Consider the following 19,179-nt stretch of genomic DNA (forward strand, 5'->3'; position numbering starts at 1 on the left):
TCACGCAATACAAGGGAAACATCACGTGAGCACTTCCACCCGATACCAACAGGTCATCGACGACCTGGTCACCGCCAACCGCATCCTGGCCCGCTTCGGCGTGCTCGACGGCTTCGGCCATGTCAGCGTCCGTCACCCCGACAACCCCGCGCATTTCCTGCTGTCGCGCTCGCTGGCGCCGGAACTGGTGACCGCGCAGGACATCATGGAATTCGACGAAACCTCCGAGACCGCCGCCGCGGACGGCCGCAAGCCCTATCTCGAGCGCTATATCCACGGCGAGATCTATCGCGCGCGGCCCGACGTGCAGGCCATCGTCCACAGCCATTCGCCGTCGGTGATCCCCTATGCCGGATCGAATGTGCGCCTGCGCCCGATCTACCACATGGCCGGATTCCTCGGCGCCGGCGCGCCGGTGTTCGACATCCGCTGCTGCTTCGGCCACACCGACATGCTCGTCAGGAATCGCGATCACGGCCGGGAACTGGCGCAGACCCTGGGCCAGAGCAAGGTCTCGCTGATGCGCGGACATGGCTTCGTCGCGGTCGGCGGCGACATTCCGGTGGCGGTCTACCGCGCCATCTACACGGAGATGAATGCCTCGCTCCAGCAGAAAGCGATCGGCCTGAACGGCGAGATCACCTATCTGTCGGACGAGGAAGCGGCGCTGGCCGACGATATGATGGCCGGCGTCATGAATCGTCCTTGGGAGCTCTGGAAGAAGCAGGCGTCCGGGCAAGCGTGATCCCGCCGGCGATGGCGATGTTCACCGCGACCAGCGCCATCATCGCGCCCAGGACGACGTCGATGCCGTGGGCGGCGATCAGCCTGCCCGCGACATACGGAAACCCGAACGCGCCGGCGAAGTAGCCCAGCGTGAACACCTGCGACGCCACCGGCATCGACAGGTCCGATTCGCCGGCGATGTTGACCACCATCGCGTTCAGGGTCGAATACGTCAGGCCGTAGCCGGTGGCGAACAGCACGGTGGCGCCGACATAGAGCCAGACGCTGCCCGGATTCACCGCCAGCAGCGCGATGCCGGCCAGCGTCACCCCGAACAGGCACAGCGCCAGCGGCCGCAAGGGCAGTTTTCCGATCAGCGAGGCCACCGAAAAGCGCAGCGCCACCGTGGTGATGGTGAAGGTCAGGAAGAACGTGTCCGGCGTCAGGCGCAGCGGCCGCGCATACAGGCTTTGAAAGGTGGACAGTCCGGCAAACGTGCAGGCGGACAAGCCCATCATCAGCACGGGCATCCAGGCGCGCGATCGCAGCACCCGCCCCACCGCCGGCAGCGACAGCGCCACGGCGTTCATCGGCAGCTGCGGCAACCGCGCCAGCGGGCCGCGCAGCCCCCAGGCCAGCGCGGCCGCGGCCACGCAGACCGCCGCGTAGGCGCCAAAGGCGAACGGGGCGCCGCCGAACCGCGCCGCCAGGAAATGACCGAGGGGCGCGGCCAGCCCCAGGCCCAGCATCTGCGAGCCGGACAGCAGGGTCAGCGCCTCCAGCCGGGCCGCGGGCTTCAGGCAATGGATCAGCTGGATCGGCGCCAGCATGTAGAACAGCGCCCAGCCCAGGCCCAGCAGCACGCCGCCGGCATAGGCCACCGCGATGCCGGCGCTGGCCGCCAGGGCGAAGCAGCCCAGCGCCAGCGCCATGATGAGCGCGGCCGCGGCGATCACCGGCAGGATGCCGATGCGCTGCGCGATCCGGCCGGCAAAGGTGGAACCGGCCAGCGTGGCAAGGGTGCCGATGCTGATGACCGTGCCCGCCTCGGCGGCCTCGAAGCCGGCGGCCGGCAAGGCGTCGGCCAGCAGGAAGCTGGCGCCATAGGCAATGGCGAGCGCCAGGGCCGACAGCAGATAGGGAATCAGGAGCCGCGCCGGCACCCTGTCGGCCAACAGCGAGGCCGCATCCCGCGGCGCGATGAATGGCGGAATGGGCCGCGACGGCGGCATGGCAAGCGGCGGGCTGCGCATCGGTGCAACGGGCGTTGTGGGGTCCACGGATGCAGCACAGTACCAGCAATCCGGGCGCGCCAGGCGACCGGATTGCGCGCCCGCCGCGCGGGCAAAACTGTCAGGCGGGGCGACCAGGCCAGGCCCGGCGGTCAGAGCACCTCGTCTCGCAGGTAGTACCACCGGTACAGCAGCGCCTGGCCGATCCGGCGGAACGGCGCGAACAGGTGGCCGGGCAGCGGCGTGTTGTAAATCGGCAAATTCCAGCTGACCCCGTCCTGCCCCATCATGCGCTGCGCCAGGCGCCGGCCGGCATGCGCGGAGAACGCCACGCCGTTGCCGCCGTAGCCGAAGGCGTAGAACACCTGGCGCGCCGGATCGGGCTGGGTGATGCGCGGCATCATGTCGTGGCTGACGTCGACCCAGCCGGTCCAGGCGTAGTCCACGTCGATGCCGCGCAGCGCCGGGAACTTGCGCGCCAGGCCATCGCGCAGCAGCGCCAGGTGGCGCGGATGCTGCGCGTCGGCGCCGCGCAGCGCGCTGCGGCTGCCGATCTGCATGCGGCCGTCCGGCAACAGCCGGTAGTAGAAGCGCAGAGTGCGGGTATCGGTGATGAACACGGTGCTCTTCAGACCGGCCCGCGCCCGTTCGTCGGGCGTCAGCACCCGCGTCACCATGGAATTGGACAGGATCGGCATGATGCGGTTGTCCAGCAGCCGGTTCACCCCCTGCGCCGTGTAGCCGCCGGTCGCGAACGCCACGCGCCGGGCGCGCACGGTGCCGCCCGGGGTCTGCAGGCGGTAGCCGCCGCCCTCTTCGGTCCAGCCCAGCACCGGACTGCCCGGATGCAGCCGTACCCCCAGCGCGCGGGCCTGCCGCATGTAGCCGTAGGCCAGCTTCAGCGGATGCACGCCGATGCCGTCGGGTTCGAGCAAGGCGCCCATCGCCTCGTGGTCGTCGACGTAGCGCTCGCGCAGCTCGTCGCGGGTCAGCATGCGGGTGTCGTAGCCGAACTGCTCGCGCATCACCCGCGCCTCGTTGCGCAGGAAGTCCATCTTCTTCTCGCGGTGCGCGGTGTAGAGATGGCCGCCGGGCTGCGCATCGCAATCGATCTGCGCCACCAGGCTCTTCCAGTAGTCGAAGCCCTCGTGGATCTCGGCGTCCAGGCGGCGCGCGGTCTCCAGCCCCCAGCGTTCGATCCATTGCGAGCGGTATAGCCGGCCCGAGGCGTTCTGGCCCTGCCCGCCGTTGCGGCTGGTGCAGCCCCACACGGCGCGGTTGGCCTCCAGCACCACCGCCCGCACGCCGTAGTCGCGCGCCAGCGCCAGCGCCGCCGACAGGCCGGTGAAGCCCGAGCCGACGATGACCACGTCGGCCTCGATGTCGCCCTGGATCGGCCCGTCGTCCGCCGGCGGCGGTCCGGCCGTGGCGACCCAGTAGGTGGGCGCGTATTCCTGCCCGCGTCCGGGCGGCGACACCAGCGGGTCGTAGGTCGGGTTGTAGGCGCTGGCGGCCGGGCTGGCGGCTGGCGTGCCGGCGGGATCGACGAACGTGCCGGCGGTATTCGACAGATCGGAAGACATAGCGGCATCCATGGGGCGGTGTCCGGTGGCGGCGTCGGCTCAGGCGCGGGCCGGCAGCGCCGGGCGTTGCTTGCGGAAGGCGTTCTTGACGCGGATCTTGCCGTCCTGGAACGTGAACACGTCGACCATGTCGGCCTCGACCCGCGAGCCGTCCGCGGCGGTGCCGGTGAAGGTGCATTCCGACACGCCGCGGTCGCCCGCCACCCAGTGGCGGCCGTTGTTCCATTGCGCATCGGGAAAGTTCTTCCAGGCCGCCTCGAAGGCCGCGCGCACCGCCTCGCGGCCACTGTGCCGGGCGCCCCAGCGCTCGGGGCCGCCCACCGTTTCGAAGACGCAGTCCTCGCTCATGAAGGACATCAGGGCGTCGATATCGTGGCGGTTCCAGGCGGCCGCGAACTCGGCCAGCATGTCCACGGTGACGGTCTTGTGCATTGCCTACCCTCCTCGATCGCCGGGCGCGGCATGCGCCCAGGCTCTGGATCCAAGGTACGCGGGGGGTCGGGCAGGGTCTAGAACCAGACGCGGCAAATCGCTTGCACCAGCCTGCCGCCGGCGCGGGCGATGGCGCCGCGGCTCAGGCCGCCGCCGCCGCCGACGCCAGCCGCGCCGCGACCTCCTCGCCCCGCGTCAGGCCGCGCATGCCGATGAAGACCAGCCCGGGCGATTGCGCCTCGGGCGGACGCGCCGCGCGCGTGTCGAAGCGCACCCGCCGCCCGGCCAGTTGCACCAGCACCCATCCATGGCGTTCGGTGCGCACCCAGCCCTTGGCCCGCAGCCAATGGCGCGGCAGTTGCCGCAGGGCCTCGGCCAGGCGGTCGGCGTGCAACAGGGCCGGCGCCGGCCACAGCCAGCTTTGGAAGGGATGCCGTGGATCGTGCGCCGCGTGGCCGCAATGCGGTCCGCGGCACGCATGGGCCTCGGACGAGCCGCCGGCCAGCATCGCCAGTTCCACCCGCGCCTCCCGCGTCGCCACGATCGGCGCCCCGCCCGACTGCCTCCGCAGCCAGTCGCGCAGCGCCGGCAGGCCGGCCGCCGGCAGCAGGTCGGTCTTGTTCAGCACCAGCAGGTCGGCCGCGCGCAGCTGGCGTTGCGCGGTATCGGCCAGCAGGGGATCGGCCAGCGTGTCGCGGATGCCGCAGGCGTCCACCAGCACCACCACCGCCTCCAGTTGCAGCAGCGGATCCGACAGGCCCACCTGCGCGATGCGCCCGGGGTCGGACACGCCGCTGGCCTCGATCACGATCCATTCGGGCGCGGGGTCCAATGCCAGCACCCGCGCCAGCGCGTCGTCCAGGCCGCCGGCCATCGAGCAGCAGACGCAGCCGTTGGCCAGACGGATCACCTTGTCGGCGCGCTGCGCCAGCAGGCCGGCGTCGATGTCCACCGGCCCGAAATCGTTGACCAGCACCGCCGCGCGACGCCTGCCCGAGGCCAGCACGTGGTTCAGCAAGGTGGTCTTGCCGGCGCCCAGGAAGCCGCCCACCACCGTCAGCGGGATGCGCGCCATGTCAGGCCGCCTGGAGCGCCAGCGGCCGGCCGCCGATGACGGTGCCCAGCACCTCGATGTCCTTGAGCCGTTGCGGCGGCGCCTCCAGCGGATCGTCGCGCAGCACGCAGAAATCGGCGTGCTTGCCGACCTCGATCGAGCCGACCAGGTGGTCCATGTGCAGCGTGTAGGCCGCGCCCAGGGTGATGGCATGCAAGGCCGCTTCGACGCTGATGCGCTCGGACTCGCCCAGCACCCGGCCCGAGGCGGTCTGGCGGTTGACGGCGCACCAGGCCGTGAACAGCGGCCCCAGCGGCGTGATGGGCGCGTCCGAATGGATCGCGAACGGCACCCCTGCCCGCGCGGCCGAGGCGCAGGCGTCCATGCGGTTGGCGCGGTCCGGCCCCATGGTCAGGGCATGGTGGGCGTCGCCCCAATAGAAGATGTGGTTGGCGAACAGGTTCACGCACATGCCCAGGCTGGCCATGCGGCGGAACTGGGCCGCGTCCGCCATCTGGCAATGCTGCAGCGTGTGGCGGTGGTCGCGCCGCGGACTGCGGCGCAAGGCGCGGTCGATGGCGTCGATGGCCAGCTCGGTGGCCTCGTCGCCATTGGTGTGGATGTGCAACTGCGCGCCGGCGTCGTGATAGGCCTGCACCAGGGCGTCCAGCTCGCCCGGCGCGATGACCCAGATGCCGTTGGGCGCGCCGTTGTAGTAGCCCGGCCAGCGCACCCTGGCGGTGAAGCCCTGGATGGAGCCATCCACCACCAGCTTGACCATGCCCAGGCGCAGCTTGCCATGGTTGAGCCGGCCGGCCTCGCGCAGCTTCGCCAGGCAGGCGGCCGGATCGCCGGCATAGGCCAGCGCGGACGCCGCCGGCACGATGCGCACTGGATAGTCCGGCTCGGCCGTGACCCGCGCCAGCGTCGCCAGGCCCTCGTCGCCCAGTTCGTTGACGAGATCCGTGGCGGTGGTGACGCCGGCCCATTGCGCCACCTTGCCGAACATGCGCAGGCCGTTTTCCGACAGGCCCACGGTGCGGAACGGATTGCCGATCAGCCGCATCACCGGGAACATGGCGGCGAACTCGCACAGCTCCCCGCTGGGCTGGCCGTCGGCAAAGCGGCTGATGCCCTCGATATCGGTGTCGCGGTCGATGCCGGCGCGCGCCAGCATCGGCGTGTTCACATTCATGAGGTGCATGCTGGCATGCATCACCACCACCGGCCGGTCGGCCGACACCGCGTCCAGGTCGCGCACGCTCATGCGCTGGCCGCCGAAGAAGATCGGATCGAAGCCCCAGCCGATCAGCGCCTGCGCCGGCGCCAGGCCGGCGGCGAACTCACGCAGGCGCGCCGCCACCGCCTCGAAGCTCTTCAGCCCCGGCCACACGCGGCCGTCCGGCCCGCGCCGGTCGTAGTAGCCGACATAGGCGAACTGCCACATGCCGCCTTCCGGCAGGTGGCAGTGCCCTTCCACCAGGCCCGGCATCAGGATGTGGTCGGCATAGCGCTCGTCCAGCGCGGCGTCGCCCCAGCCAGCCAGGTCTTCGCGGCTGCCCACGCCGAGGATGCGGCCCTCGCGCACCGCCACGTGCGTGGCGCGCGGCTGGGCCGGATTCATCGTCAGGATGGCGCGCGCGGCGTAGATCGTCGTGCGGGCGGAAGACTCGGTGTCATGCATGCTGCGTGCTCCAGGTTGAAGGGTCCGCCAGCGCCTGCGGATCGGGCTTGTTCCAGGCCTTGCCCGGCACCGCGTCGATCAGGCGGCGCGTGTACTCATGCCGGGGGTGGTAGAAAATGGCGGCGGCGCGGTCCAGTTCCACCAGTTGCCCGCGCCGCATCACGGCGATGCGGTCGCAGATCTGCGCCGCCACCCGCAGGTCGTGGGTGATGAACAGCACCGACAGGTCGAACTGGTCGCTGATCGTCTTGAGCAGGTCCAGCACCTGCGCCTGGATCGACACATCCAGCGCCGAGACCGCCTCGTCGGCCACCAGCAGCCGCGGCTTGAGCGCCAGGGCGCGGGCGATGCCGACGCGCTGGCGCTGGCCGCCCGAGAACTGGTGCGGATAGCGTTCGCCGGCATCGCCGCCCAGCCCCACCAGCGCCAGCAGTTCGCGCGCCTCGCGCAACGCGGTCTGCCGGCTCTCGCCGAAACCGATCGGCCCCTGCGCGACCGAATCGACCACGCGCTGGCGCGGATTGAGCGAGGCGTAGGGGTCCTGGAACACCATCTGGATCTGGCGCCGGTAGGGACGGAACTGGCGCGGCGTCATGCCCACCAGCTCACGCCCCTCCAGCTGCACGCTGCCGCTGTCGGGCGCCAGCAGTCCGATCAGGGCGCTACCCAGGGTGGACTTGCCGGACCCGGATTCGCCCACCAGCCCCAGGGTCTCGCCCTGGCGGATCTCCAGCGAGATGTCGCGCAACGCGTCGACCCGCCGCCCGCCGGTGACGAAGGTCTTGCACAGGTTGGCCACGCGCATCAGGGGCGGCGTGGCGGCGGCCTCCTCCTTACCCTCGGGCTTGTGGGGCACCGCCGCGATCAGCTGGCGGGTGTAGGGATGCTGCGGCCGGTTCAGGATGTCGTCGGCCGCGCCCGCCTCCACCACCACGCCCTGGCGCATCACCACGATGCGATGGGCAATGTCGGCCACCACGCCGAAATCGTGCGTGATGAAAATGACGCCGATCCCCATGCGCCGCTGGATGTCCTGGATGAGCGCCAGGATCTGCGCCTGCGTGGTGACGTCCAGCGCGGTGGTGGGCTCGTCGGCGATCAACACGTCCGGCTCCAGCGCCAGCGCCATCGCGATCACCACGCGCTGGCGCTGGCCGCCGGACAGCTGGAACGGAAAGGCGTCATACATGGCCGCGGGCTCGGGCAGCAGCACCTGGCCGAACAGGTCCAGGACACGTTGCCGGCGCGCGCCGGCATCCAGCCGGGTGTGCCAGGCCAGCACTTCCTCCACTTGCCGGCCCACGCGCATGAGCGGATTGAGCGCGGTCATGGGCTCCTGGAACACCATGCCGAACTTGCGGCCGCGCAGGCCCTGCCAATCCGCCGCCGACAGGCCGACCAGGTCGCGCCCGCCGTACAGGATCTGGCCCTGCGTCACGCGCAGCTGGTCCGGCGGCAGCAGGCCCATGATGGCCTGCGCGGTGACCGACTTGCCCGACCCCGATTCCCCCACCACGCACAGGATCTCGTTGCGGTTCACCGTGTAGGACACGCCTCGCACCACCGCCGGGCCGCCGTTGAGGGTGGACACGCCGAGATCGCGGACTTCAAGCAGTGCGCTCATCAGGCCCTCCGTTTGCTGGCCAGCTTGGGGTTGAGGGCATCGTTCAGGCCGTCGCCGATCAGGCTGACCGCCAGCACCGTGACGAAAATGGCCGCGCCCGGCAGGGTCACGGCCCACCACGCCGTCAGGATGTAGGGCCGGTTGCTGCCGATCATCAGGCCCCAGCTCATCACGTTGGGATCGCCCAGCCCGAGGAAGGACAACCCCGCCTCGAACAGGATCGCGGTGCCGATGGCCAGCGTGGCCGACACGATCAGCGGCGCCAGCGCGTTGGGCAGGATGACGCGCCAGATGATGCGCGCGTTGCTGGAGCCGATCACCCTTTCGGCCAGCACGTATTCGCGCTGCTTCAGGCTCAGGAATTCGCCCCGCGCCAGGCGCGCGGTGCCGGTCCAGCTGACCACGCCGATGGCCACCGCGATAGTGGTCAGCGAGGGGCTGAACAAGGTCACCAGCACCATGGCGAACAGCAGCGCCGGCAGCACCTGGAAGAACTCCGTGATGCGCATCAGCGTCTCGTCGACCCAGCCGCCGTAATAGCCGGCCAGCGCGCCCACGGTGATGCCGATGGCCATCGACAGCACCGCCGCGACCACCCCGACCAGCAGGGTGGCGCGGCCGCCATGGATCAGGCCGGTCAGCACGTCCCGGCCGAGATAGTCCGAGCCGAGCAGCAGGTCGCCGCCCGGCGGCTCCATCGGCGCGCTGGCGATCTCGAACGGATCCGCCTGCATCACCAGGGGCCCGAACAGCACCAGCGCCAGGATGGCGGCCAGCAGCAGCACGCCGATGAGCGCGCCGGGGTTGCGGACGAACACGCGCAGCGCCTCGTACGCGGGCCGCGCCGATCGCGGGCGGGCCGCGTCGGCGACGCCGCCGGAAAGCGTGGGAGGGGCTTGGCTCATGAGGTCTTTATCCTGGGATCGATCAGCCGGTAGGCCAGGTCGGTGAGTTGGTTCATCACCACCACCAGCAGGGACGCGAACAGCAGGATGCCGAGCAGGGTCGGATAGTCGCGCCGCAGCACGGAATCGAACGCCAGCCGGCCCAGGCCCGGCCAGTTGAAAACCGTTTCCACCAGGATGGCGCCCGCCAGCACGTTGCCGAATTGCAGCCCTAGCATGGTCACCACCGGCAGCACGCCGTTGCGCAGCGCGTGCCGGTAGAGCACGATGCGCTCCGGCAGCCCCTTGGCGCGGGCGGTGCGGATGTAATCGGCCGCCAGCGCATCCATGACGCTGGCGCGCGCCAGCCGGCTGTATTGCGCCAGGTACACGAACGCCAGCGTGAAGGCCGGCAGCACCAGGTGGTGCAACACGTCCAGCACCCCGGCCCAGCCATCCTCGGGGCCGCCCGCCGAACGCATGTCGGACACCGGGAACAGCGGCAGCGCCGAGGCGAACAGGATGATGAGGATGATGCCGGTCCAGAACACCGGCGCGGAATAGCCCACGATCGACATCAGCGTGATGCCCTGCGACAGCGGCCCGTTGGGCTTGCGCGCCGCCAGCGTGCCCAGCGCGGTGCCGGCCACGAAGGCGCTGGACACCGACGTCACCACCAGCAGCAGCGTGGCCGGCACGCGTTCCCAGATCAGCTGCGCCACCGGCAGGTTGAAGAAATAGGAATAGCCCAGATCGCCGCGCGCCACCTGCGACAGATACAGTCCCAGTTGAACCAGGAACGGCCGGTCCAGCCCGTACTGGACCCGCAACTGGGCCCGCAGTTCCTCGCTGATGCCCCCCATGGAGCCGGCGATGGTCTCGACCGGATCGCCGGGCGAGATGTGGATCAGCAGGAAATTGAGCGTCACCACCGCCAGCAGCAACACCACCGCGTAGCCGATCCGACGCGCGAGATAGCGCAACATGGCCGCCTCCCGCTATTGCAAGTAGGTATCGTCAAGCGGCGACAGCAGGCCCCAGATGCCATCGGGCAGGCCATGCACCTTCTTGGACGACAGCGTGTGGTACGGAATGATCGTCAGGAAGTCGATCGGCAGGTCCTCGGTCACGATCTGCTGGAACTGCGCATACAGCGCGCGGCGCTTCGCCTCGTCGGTTTCCGTGCCGGCCTGTTCCAGCAATTCGTCGACCTTGGGGTTCTTGTAGGACTGGGTGTTGGTCCAGATGATGTCGCGGATATTGCTCGACAGGTAGGTGCGGTGCACGCCGATCACCGGATCGCCCCAGTTGAAGACCAGGTCGGTGGTCATGTCGAAATCATGGCTGGCGATGCGCTTGGCCCAGGTCGGGAAGTCGGGCGAAGCGCGCACCTGCACCGCGATCCCCACCTTCTTGAGCTGGCTGCGCAGGTACTCCGCCACGTTCTTGCCCTGCACGTCGCTGCCGGGCATGTAATCGACCGTCAGGGTCATGCGCTCACCCTTGCCGTCTTTCTTGAATCCGGCGTCATCCAGCAACTGCTCGGCCTTCTTCAGATCGAGCGGGTACTTCTTCAGGTCCTGGGTCGCAAAGGGGCTGGAGGCCACGATCGGCCCGTCCGCCGGCTGGGCGAAGCCGGCGTTCAGCGCCTTGGTGATGAAGCCCTTGTCGGTGGCGTAGGCGATCGCCTGCCGCACGCGCACGTCGTCCAGCGGCTTGCGCGCGGTATTGAACGCCAGCCAGCTGAGCGCGCCGATGCCCTCGTAGCCACGGTTGGTCATGACGATCTGCGGGTTGTCCTTGGCGCGGCGCAGGATGGTCGGCTCGGTCATGTACGGCAGCACGCCGATGTCGCCGCGCTCCAGCCCGATCAGCAGGTTGGTGGCGTCGGGATTGATCTTCACCACCACCCGGTCCAGGTAGGGTTTGCCTTTCTCGAAGAACTTGTCGAAACGCTCCAGCACGATCTCCTGGCCCGGCTTGAAGTCCTTGAGCGTGAACGGGCCCGAGCCGACCACGTTGGCGGAATTGCGCGGATGGTTCTTCAGGTCCTGGCCGTCGCCATAGATGTGCTTGGGCAGCACCGGCATCAGCGCCGGCGACAGCGCCAGCAGGATCGCCGGGTGCGGCCGGCTCATGCGCAGCACGGCGGTGTAGGGATCGGGCGTATCGACGCTTTCGACGGGCGCCAGCATGCTCTGGAACGGATGGTTCTGCTTGACCGCCATCACCGAGAACGCCACGTCCGCCGACGTCACCGGCTGGCCGTCGTGGAACAGCGCGTCGTGACGCAGGTGCAGGGTCAGCGATTTCGCGTCCGGCGCCAGTTCCCACGACTGCGCCAGGTAGGGTTGCGGCTTCCAGTCGGCGTCGTAGCGCAGCGGGCTGGCGAACAGCTGGGCGCTGGGCAGCGCCGTGGCAATGCCCGATTGCACCGCGCCATTCAGGTGCCGCGGCACCTGCGTCGAGCCGATCACCAGCGTGCCGCCCGGCTTGGGCGCATCGGCGGCCACGGCCGCGTGCGTGCCGGCCGCCATTGCCCATGCTGTCAGTATTGCGGCAAAGCCGCGTGTCGCGCTGCGCATCATCCACCCCTTGGTATTGTTGGCATGAGCCATTCAAACGATGGCGGTAGCGCTAGCCTAGTCAACCCGGGGGCCCCCGCTTAGTACCAAACCGCCGGACTTGTTGGTGCCAGGCCGGCGGTTGACCCGGCTCAGCGCGCGCCGGCCGCCAGCGCCCGCGCATACAACGCCGCCACCGCGCAGCTGTCGACCCGCGCCTGCACCGCGTCCGAGCGGCTCGTCAGCAGCACCGGCACGCGCGTGCCCAGCACCAGGCCGGCGGTGGCCGCGCCGGCCAGCCAGGTCAGCTCCTTGTAGAGCATGTTGCCGGCCTCGATATCGGGCACCAGCAGGATGTCGGCATCGCCCGCCACCGGCGAGACGATGCCCTTCTGCTCGGCCGCCTGGCGCGAGATGGCGTTGTCGAACGCCAGCGGGCCGTCGATCTGGCCGCCGCGGATCTGCTGGCGGTCGGCCATCTTCGACAGGGCCGCCGCATCCAGCGTGGCCGGCATCGCCGGGTTGACCGATTCGGTGGCGCACAGCACCGCCACCTTGGGCCGCGCCACGCCCAGCGCGCGCGCCAGGTCGATGGCGTTCTGGGCGATGTCGGCCTTCTCCTGCAAGGTCGGGGCGATGTTGACGGCGGCGTCGGTCAGGATTAACAACTTGGGATAGGCCGCGGCCGCCATCACGAAGGCGTGGCTGATGCGCCGGCCGGTGCGCAGCCCGGATTCGCGCGCCACCACCGCCGACATGAAGTGGTCGGTGTGCAGGCTGCCCTTCATCAGCATGCCGACCGCGCCGTCGCGCGCCAGGCCGGCCGCGGCGCGCGCGGCCAGCGCCTCGTCGTCGGGGGTGTCGACGATCTCCAGCGAGCCGGGGCGCAGGCCCAGCTCGGCCATCAGGGCCGCCAGCCGGGCCGCCGGCCCGACCAGCAGCGGCTCGATGTAGCCGGCCTCGCGCGCCTGCACCGCCGCCCCCAGGCTGGACGCGCACAGCGGATAGGCCACCGCCGTGCGCACCCGCCCGGCCGACAGCGCCGCGGCCCGCAGCGGCTCGAACAAGCGGTCGCTGGCCATGGCGTCAGCCGCGCACCGGGTCGATCGGCAGCGGCACCTCGCCCGGCTGGAACGGCTGGTTGACGTAGCGCTTGTACTTGTCCAGCAGGCGCAGCGGCTGCTTGAGCGCGTCGCGGCGGAACGGATCGCCCAGCTCCTGGCTCACCATCATTTCCAGCACGGTGGTCTTGCCCTCGGACTGCGCCTTGCACGCGGCCTGCAGCGCCGCGCCGACCTGGTCGGCATGCTCGACCCGGATGCCCTCGGCGCCCATGGACCGCGCCAGTTCCGCGAAGTTGGGATTCTGCAGGTTGCTGCCGACGAAACGGCGGCCGTAGAAGTCCACCTGGTTTTTCTTTTCCGCGCCCCACTGGCCGTTGTGGAACACCACCGCCGTCACCGGGATGCGCTCGCGCACGCAGGTCAGCAGCTCCTGGAAGCTCATGCACCAGGCGCCGTCGCCGACGTAGGCCACCGCCGGCCGGTCGGGCCGGCCCAGCTTGGCGCCGATCAGGGCCGGCAGCGCGTAGCCGCAGTTGCCGAAGCTCATGGCCGCCAACATCGAATCCGGCTCGTCGAAGCGCAGGTAGCTGTTGGACACCGAGCAGATGTTGCCGATGTCGGTGGACACCATCACGTGCTTGGGCATGGCGCGCTCCAGTTCGCGCAGCATGCGGCGCGGATGCATGCGGCCGCCGCCATGCTCGATGATGTCCAGGCTCCAGTCGTCGCGCTCGTGCGACCAGCCGTCCAGTTCCTTTTCCCAGGCGCTTTTCTGCGCGCCGATCTCTTCGCCGCGCGCCGCCTTGGTGGCCACGCAGGCGACCTCGCGATCGCGCAGCTTCGCGGCCAGCGCCGCCGCGGCCGGCTTGGCGTCGCCGCAGATGCCCACCGACACCGGCCGCACCAGGCCCAGCATGCGGTGGTCGGCGTCGACCTGGATGATGCGCGCGTGCTGCGGCCAGTAGTCCAGCCCGTGCTGCGGCAAGGTGCCGAAGGGCCCCAGGCGCGTGCCCAGCGCCAGCACCACGTCGGCCTGCGACAGCAGCTTCATGCCGGCCTTGGAGCCCTGGTAGCCCAGCGGCCCGCACCACAGCGGATGGCTGGCCGGGAAGGCGTCGTTGTGCAGGTAGCTGGTGACCACCGGCGCGCCCAGCAGCTCGGCCAGCGCCACGCATTCGGCCTGGCCGGCCGAGAACAGCACGCCGCCGCCGGCCACGATCACCGGGAATTTGGCGCTGGCCAAGAGGCGCGCGGCCGCTTCCAGGTCTTCTTCGGACCCCGGGCCGCGGCGGATGCGGCGCGGCTCCGGAATGGCCACGTCGATCTCGCCATAGAAATAGTCGCGCGGAATGTTCAGCTGGGTCGGGCCGCGCTCGGCCAGCGCGTTGTCGAAGGCCTTGGCGGTGAATTCGGCCATGCGGTCGGGGCGGTTGACGTGCGCCTGGTACTTGGTGATGCGCGAGAAGATCGGCAGCTGCTCGGTTTCCTGGAAGCCGCCCAGGCCCATGCCGGAGGTGCCGGTCTCGGGCGTGATCGCCACCACCGGGCTGTGGGCCCAGTAGGCCGCGGCCACGCCGGTGACGAAGTTGGTGATGCCGGGACCGTTCTGCGCGATGCAGACGCCGTGGCGGCCGGTGACGCGCGAATAGCCGTCGGCCATGTGGGCGGCGCCCTGCTCGTGCACCGTCGGCACGAAGCGGATGCCGGCGGCCGGGAACAGGTCCAGCGCGTCCATGAAGGCCGAGCCGACGATGCCGAATACGTCCTTGACGCCCTGCGCCACCAGCGTCTCGACGAACGCTTCGCTGGGGGTCATGTGTTGCTTGCTGCTCATGTCTCTCTCCTGGCGGACCGGCGCGGCTTGGATTGCATATTGGCCGGGGTAAACCGATACTGCAGCAGAAGCCCGGCGTTTCCCACCCTGCGGCGTTCCATTTTCTGCAGAATCCGCACCAACCTGGCGGCCTTTCGCCAAATCTTCAAATATTGAAAGATGAAAGACGAATCCTCCGCGGCGCTGCGCGCGCTGACCCTGCTGGAACAGGTCGCCGGTTCCGAGGCGCCGGTATCGCTGGCGGCGCTGACCGAGGCCACCGGCCTGCCCAAGCCGTCGGTGCTGCGCATCCTGTCGCGGCTGGTGGACGCCGGCATGCTGCTGCGCGAACCGGCCGGCAAGAGCTACATCACCGGCCCGCGGCTGGCGCTGCTGGCGCGCGACACCCTGCTCAATTCGCCGCTGCGGGCCGAGCGCCACCGCATCCTCGACAGCCTGGTCGACGAGATCGGCGAGACCTGCAACTGCACCATGCTGGACGGCGACGAGGTCATCTACCTGGACCGGGTCGAGACCGCCTGGCCGCTGCGCGTCAACCTGCAGCCCGGCTCGCGCGTGCCGCTGCATTGCAGCGCCAGCGGCAAGCTGTTCCTGGCGCACATGCGGCGCGAGGCGCGCGCACGGCTGCTGGCGGCGGCGCCGCTGCCGCGCTACACGCCCAACACGCTATGCGACGCGGCGGCGCTGGAACGCGAGCTACTGGCGATCCGCAAGGAAGGCGCCAGTTTCGACCGCGAGGAATTCCTGCTGGGCATCGTCTGCATGGCGGTGCCGATCATGCGCGGGCGCCGCGCCATCGCCGCGGTGGCGCTGCACGCGCCGGTGGCGCGGCTGTCGATCGACGGCGCGCGCGCCTGGCTGCCGCGCATGCAGGAAGCGGCGCGGGCGCTGGCCGGCACCTACGAACCGTCGGCCTGACGCGCCGAGGCCCCGCCCTTGGCGAGGCCGCCCTGACGGCCGTGGCGGGCGCCCAGGCCTTACACTGTCGGCCGAATCCGTATTTATCGCAGTTCCTGCGAGAGCCTGACCGTGACCCAGACGCCCTTTACCACCCTGCCCCTCCTGCCCGCCCTGCTCGACAACCTGCAAAGCCTGGGGTTCGAGCACATGACGCCGATCCAGGCGCAAAGCCTGCCGCTGATCCTGGAGGGCCGCGACCTGATCGCGCAGGCCAAGACCGGCAGCGGCAAGACCGCGGCCTTCGGCCTGGGCGTGCTGCAGAAGCTCGACGCCACCCGCCTGACGCCGCAGGCGCTGCTGCTCTGTCCGACCCGCGAGCTGGCCGACCAGGTGGCGCAGGAACTGCGCCGGCTGGCGCGCCAGATCGCCAACGTCAAGATCCTGACGCTGTGCGGCGGCGCCGCGGCCCGCCCGCAAGCGGAATCGCTGGCGCGCGGCACCCACATCGTGGTGGGCACGCCCGGCCGCATCCAGGACCACCTGGAACGCGGCAGCCTGGACCTGTCCGGCCTGACCACGCTGGTGCTGGACGAGGCCGACCGCATGGTCGACATGGGCTTCTACGACGATATCGTGGCGATCGCCTCGCATTGCCCCGCCAAGCGCCAGACCCTGCTGTTCTCGGCCACCTACCCCGACAATATCCGCAAGCTGAGCGCGCGCTTCCTGCGCAACCCGGCCGAGGTCAAGGTCGAGGCCCAGCACGACGCCAGCCGCATCGAACAGATCTTCTACGAGATCGACCCCGACGAGCGCCTGGACGCCGTGGCCAGGCTGCTGGCGCATTTCCGCCCGGTCTCGACGCTGGCCTTCTGCAACACCAAGATCCGCAGCCACGACTTGGTCGAACGGCTGCAGGCCGAGGGCATCAGCGCCCTGGCGCTGAACGGCGACCTGGAACAGCGCGAGCGCGACGAGATCCTGATCCAGTTCGCCAACCAGAGCTGCGCCGTGCTGGTGGCCACCGACGTGGCCGCGCGTGGCCTGGACATCCAGAACCTGGGCGCGGTCATCAACGTCGACGTCACCAAGGACACCGAGGTCCACGTGCACCGCATCGGCCGCAGCGGCCGCGGCGAGCAGAAGGGCCTGGCCCTGAGCCTGTGCTCGCCCGACGAAATGCGCTGGGCCAACCTGATCGAGCAATACCAGGGCGCGCCGCTGACCTGGGGCGACCTGAAATCGCTGCGCCCCAAGGCCGACCGGCCGTTGCGCGCGCCCATGGTGACCCTGTGCATCCAGGGCGGCAAGAAGGACAAGCTGCGCCCCGGCGACCTGCTGGGCGCCCTGACCGGCGACGGCGGCCTGGCCTTCGAGCAGGTCGGCAAGATCAACATCACCGAGTTCAACGCCTACGTGGCGCTGGACCGCAAGATCGCCAAGCAGGCCTTCTCGCACCTGTCCAACAGCAACATCAAGGGCCGGCGCTTCCGCATGCGCTACCTCGAGGAACTGTAAGCATTCGTCAGCGGGCGCCCGCCACGCGGACGTAAACGCTTGATGGTCATATTCGGGATTTGCAATAATGGCCCACCTCGCGCCACCCTGGCGCGGGAGCGGGAACCAAAGGCTCGGCGTGCGCTCCAACCGGCGCATTGCATCCCTTAACCATCAAAAGAGAAATCCACCATGATCAAGTCCGATGACACCGGCAAGCTGATCCTGCGCCTGACCCTCGGTATTCTGATTCTGCTCCATGGCCTGTTCAAGATCACCGGCGGCGGCGTCGGCGGCATTGGCGGCATGCTGTCCTCGCACGGACTGCCCGGCTTCCTGGCCTATGGCGTCTACATCGGCGAAATCCTCGCGCCGGTGCTGCTGATCGTTGGCATCTACACCCGCCTGGGCGGCCTGATCATCGCCATCAACATGGTGGTCGCGATCCTGCTGGCGCACACCGGCCAATTCACCAGCCTGACCAACAACGGCGGCTGGGCGCTGGAACTGCAAGGCATGTTCCTGTTCACGGCCCTGGCCATCGCCTTCATGGGCGCCGGCCGCTTCAGCCTGGCCGGCAACGGCGGCCGCTGGAACTGACCGCCCCGGCGCAAACCGCGCCACCCGGAAGGCCGCCGCGAGGCGGCCTTTTTTCATGGGCGCAAGGCCGGCGCGCGCCGGAACAATTGCTACGAACGACATCAACGGTCACGCCGGCGCAAACATCCGTCACCTGAAAGCTGTTTCGGATCCATTACAGACCCAGAACTCGCCCCCGCGGCCATGGCCTAATCCCTACGAGCCCAAAGAAGGCGTGACGCACGCCAGGCGCTCGGCAGGAGATCCCAAATGAAGAAGACGATTCTGTTGATGCTGGCGATGGCCAGCGCCCTTTCCGGTTGCGTGGTGGTGCCGGCGCGTCCGGCCTACTACCGGCCGGCGCCCGCCTATTACTATTACCCTGCGCCGCATTACTACTACCACGGCTATTGATCCACGCGCCCCATCGCGCAAAGGAAACGCCATGAATGCCATCGCCAGGATTCCCCACTTGCGTCCGTTGGCCGCCGCCATCCTGATGACGGTCGGCGCGGGCGCGGTGGCGCAGACCTATGCGCCGCCGCCCGCGCCGCCCGCGCCAGCCGCCCCGGCCTACGACAGCGGCGATCCCGCCAATGCCAACCTGGCGCCGATCGACCGCAGCCCCCAACCGCCCCCGCCCCTGCCGGTCTACACCCAGCCGCCCGCTCCCGGCGACGGCTACATGTGGGTTCCGGGTTACTGGAGCCTGAACCGCTACGGCTATTTCTGGGTCCCGGGCGCCTGGGTGCTGGCGCCCTACACCGGCGCGCTGTGGACCCCGGGGTACTGGGGCTTCGTCGACGGCGTCTACCTGTGGCACGCCGGCTACTGGGGCCCGCATATCGGCTTTTATGGCGGCATCAACTATGGTTTTGGTTATATCGGCATCGGCTTCGTCGGCGGCTATTGGGACCATGACCGGTTCTTCTACAACCGCGCCGTGACCAACATCAACGTCACCCGCGTCACCAACGTCTACAACCACACGGTGGTGGTCAACAACAATATCGACAACCGCCGCATCAGCTACAACGGCGGTCCGGCGGGCATCCAGCGCCGGGCCGATCCGCGCGAGGTTGCCGCGCGCAACGAGCCGCACCGTCCGCCCACCGACTTGCAACGCGGCTTCGCCCGCGATGCCGGCGGCAACCGCGCCCAGTTCTTCGACCGTAACCAGGGACGTCCGCCGCAAGCCTTCGTCGACCACGCGCCGCCGCAAGGCCAGCGCCCTGGCGGCGGCCCCGGCAATGGCCCCAATGGCGCCGGACCCGGCGCGCGGCCGGACATGAACCGCGGCAATCCCGCCGCCATGCCGGCAGGCGCGGCCCCGGGGCAGGCGCGCACGCCGCCCCAGGCGCAGCAGCCCGGTCCGGGACGCGCGCCGCAGGCCGAGGCCCCGGGCCAGCCGCGTGGCCCGCAGGCGCAGCCCCAGGGCCAATTCCATGGCTCGCCGCAGGCCGCCCCGCCCGCGCGCGGACCGGCCCCGCAGGCCCAGCCGCAGGCGCGTCCGCAACCGGCG

At 69.8% G+C, this 19,179-nt stretch carries 17 protein-coding genes; 6 read left to right on the forward strand and 11 right to left on the reverse strand.

Annotation, left to right across the window (positions count from 1 at the left end; genetic code table 11):
- Window positions 1–25: 25 nt before the first annotated feature.
- Window positions 26–745, forward strand: a complete 720-nt coding sequence (locus AOZ53_RS18630; protein WP_082380529.1) for a class II aldolase/adducin family protein — start codon at window positions 26–28, stop codon at window positions 743–745.
- Here the strand turns inward: AOZ53_RS18630 and AOZ53_RS18635 are convergent.
- The 11 genes from AOZ53_RS18635 to xsc form a co-directional block, all read right to left on the reverse strand.
- Complete coding sequence (locus AOZ53_RS18635; protein ID WP_054488876.1) at window positions 693–1,958, reverse strand: MFS transporter; 1,266 nt, start codon at window positions 1,956–1,958, stop codon at window positions 693–695. The two genes, AOZ53_RS18630 and AOZ53_RS18635, sit on opposite strands and share 53 nt — an antisense overlap.
- A gap of 152 nt (window positions 1,959–2,110) precedes the next feature.
- Complete coding sequence (locus tag AOZ53_RS18640) at window positions 2,111–3,541, reverse strand: NAD(P)/FAD-dependent oxidoreductase (protein ID WP_054488847.1); 1,431 nt, start codon at window positions 3,539–3,541, stop codon at window positions 2,111–2,113.
- 39 nt (window positions 3,542–3,580) lie between these two features.
- Entirely contained in the window at window positions 3,581–3,973 is a 393-nt protein-coding gene (locus tag AOZ53_RS18645; protein WP_054430646.1) for a nuclear transport factor 2 family protein, read from the reverse strand.
- A gap of 142 nt (window positions 3,974–4,115) precedes the next feature.
- Window positions 4,116–5,048: a CobW family GTP-binding protein gene (locus AOZ53_RS18650; RefSeq protein WP_054488849.1), complete on the reverse strand. Its 933-nt coding sequence runs from the start codon at window positions 5,046–5,048 to the stop codon at window positions 4,116–4,118.
- Between the two features lies 1 nt (window position 5,049).
- Window positions 5,050–6,711 (reverse strand): amidohydrolase, encoded by a 1,662-nt coding sequence (locus AOZ53_RS18655; RefSeq protein ID WP_054488851.1) that lies wholly within the window; start codon window positions 6,709–6,711, stop codon window positions 5,050–5,052.
- Window positions 6,704–8,335: an ABC transporter ATP-binding protein gene (locus tag AOZ53_RS18660; protein WP_054488853.1), complete on the reverse strand. Its 1,632-nt coding sequence runs from the start codon at window positions 8,333–8,335 to the stop codon at window positions 6,704–6,706. The genes AOZ53_RS18655 and AOZ53_RS18660 overlap by 8 nt, the downstream gene beginning before the upstream one ends.
- Window positions 8,335–9,240 carry an ABC transporter permease gene (locus AOZ53_RS18665; protein ID WP_054430650.1) on the reverse strand — a complete coding sequence of 302 codons (906 nt, stop codon included), beginning with the start codon at window positions 9,238–9,240 and terminating at the stop codon, window positions 8,335–8,337. Before AOZ53_RS18665 ends, AOZ53_RS18660 begins: the two co-directional genes overlap by 1 nt.
- On the reverse strand, window positions 9,237–10,205 hold the full coding sequence (locus AOZ53_RS18670) for an ABC transporter permease (RefSeq protein WP_054488855.1): 969 nt from the start codon (window positions 10,203–10,205) through the stop codon (window positions 9,237–9,239). The genes AOZ53_RS18665 and AOZ53_RS18670 overlap by 4 nt, the downstream gene beginning before the upstream one ends.
- A 12-nt stretch (window positions 10,206–10,217) precedes the next feature.
- Window positions 10,218–11,804 carry an ABC transporter substrate-binding protein gene (locus tag AOZ53_RS18675; protein ID WP_054488878.1) on the reverse strand — a complete coding sequence of 529 codons (1,587 nt, stop codon included), beginning with the start codon at window positions 11,802–11,804 and terminating at the stop codon, window positions 10,218–10,220.
- A 131-nt stretch (window positions 11,805–11,935) separates the two neighbouring features.
- Window positions 11,936–12,865, reverse strand: coding sequence for a bifunctional enoyl-CoA hydratase/phosphate acetyltransferase (locus AOZ53_RS18680; RefSeq protein WP_054488857.1), 930 nt, complete (start codon window positions 12,863–12,865; stop codon window positions 11,936–11,938).
- A 4-nt stretch (window positions 12,866–12,869) separates the two neighbouring features.
- Window positions 12,870–14,681 (reverse strand): sulfoacetaldehyde acetyltransferase, encoded by a 1,812-nt coding sequence (gene xsc / locus AOZ53_RS18685; RefSeq protein ID WP_054488859.1) that lies wholly within the window; start codon window positions 14,679–14,681, stop codon window positions 12,870–12,872.
- A 159-nt stretch (window positions 14,682–14,840) separates the two neighbouring features.
- On the opposite strand from xsc, the gene AOZ53_RS18690 reads away from it, so the two are divergent.
- From AOZ53_RS18690 to AOZ53_RS18705, 5 genes are all read left to right on the forward strand, one after another.
- Window positions 14,841–15,599, forward strand: a complete 759-nt coding sequence (locus tag AOZ53_RS18690; protein WP_054477595.1) for an IclR family transcriptional regulator — start codon at window positions 14,841–14,843, stop codon at window positions 15,597–15,599.
- Between the two features lie 111 nt (window positions 15,600–15,710).
- The gene (gene dbpA / locus AOZ53_RS18695) at window positions 15,711–17,099 is read left to right on the forward strand and encodes an ATP-dependent RNA helicase DbpA (RefSeq protein ID WP_054488861.1); all 1,389 of its coding nucleotides are present in this window, start codon (window positions 15,711–15,713) and stop codon (window positions 17,097–17,099) included.
- A 171-nt stretch (window positions 17,100–17,270) separates the two neighbouring features.
- Window positions 17,271–17,678 carry a DoxX family protein gene (locus AOZ53_RS18700; RefSeq protein WP_054430654.1) on the forward strand — a complete coding sequence of 136 codons (408 nt, stop codon included), beginning with the start codon at window positions 17,271–17,273 and terminating at the stop codon, window positions 17,676–17,678.
- Between the two features lie 249 nt (window positions 17,679–17,927).
- A complete protein-coding gene (locus AOZ53_RS34745; RefSeq protein WP_006390060.1) occupies window positions 17,928–18,071 on the forward strand; it encodes a hypothetical protein in 144 nt (47 codons plus the stop codon).
- Window positions 18,072–18,102: 31 nt separating this feature from the next.
- On the forward strand, window positions 18,103–19,179 hold a 1,077-nt coding region (locus AOZ53_RS18705; protein WP_082385680.1), incomplete at its 3' end, for a YXWGXW repeat-containing protein.

It is taken from the genome of Achromobacter sp. 2789STDY5608621 (assembly GCF_001299375.1).
Classification (GTDB): domain Bacteria; phylum Pseudomonadota; class Gammaproteobacteria; order Burkholderiales; family Burkholderiaceae_B; genus Achromobacter; species Achromobacter insuavis.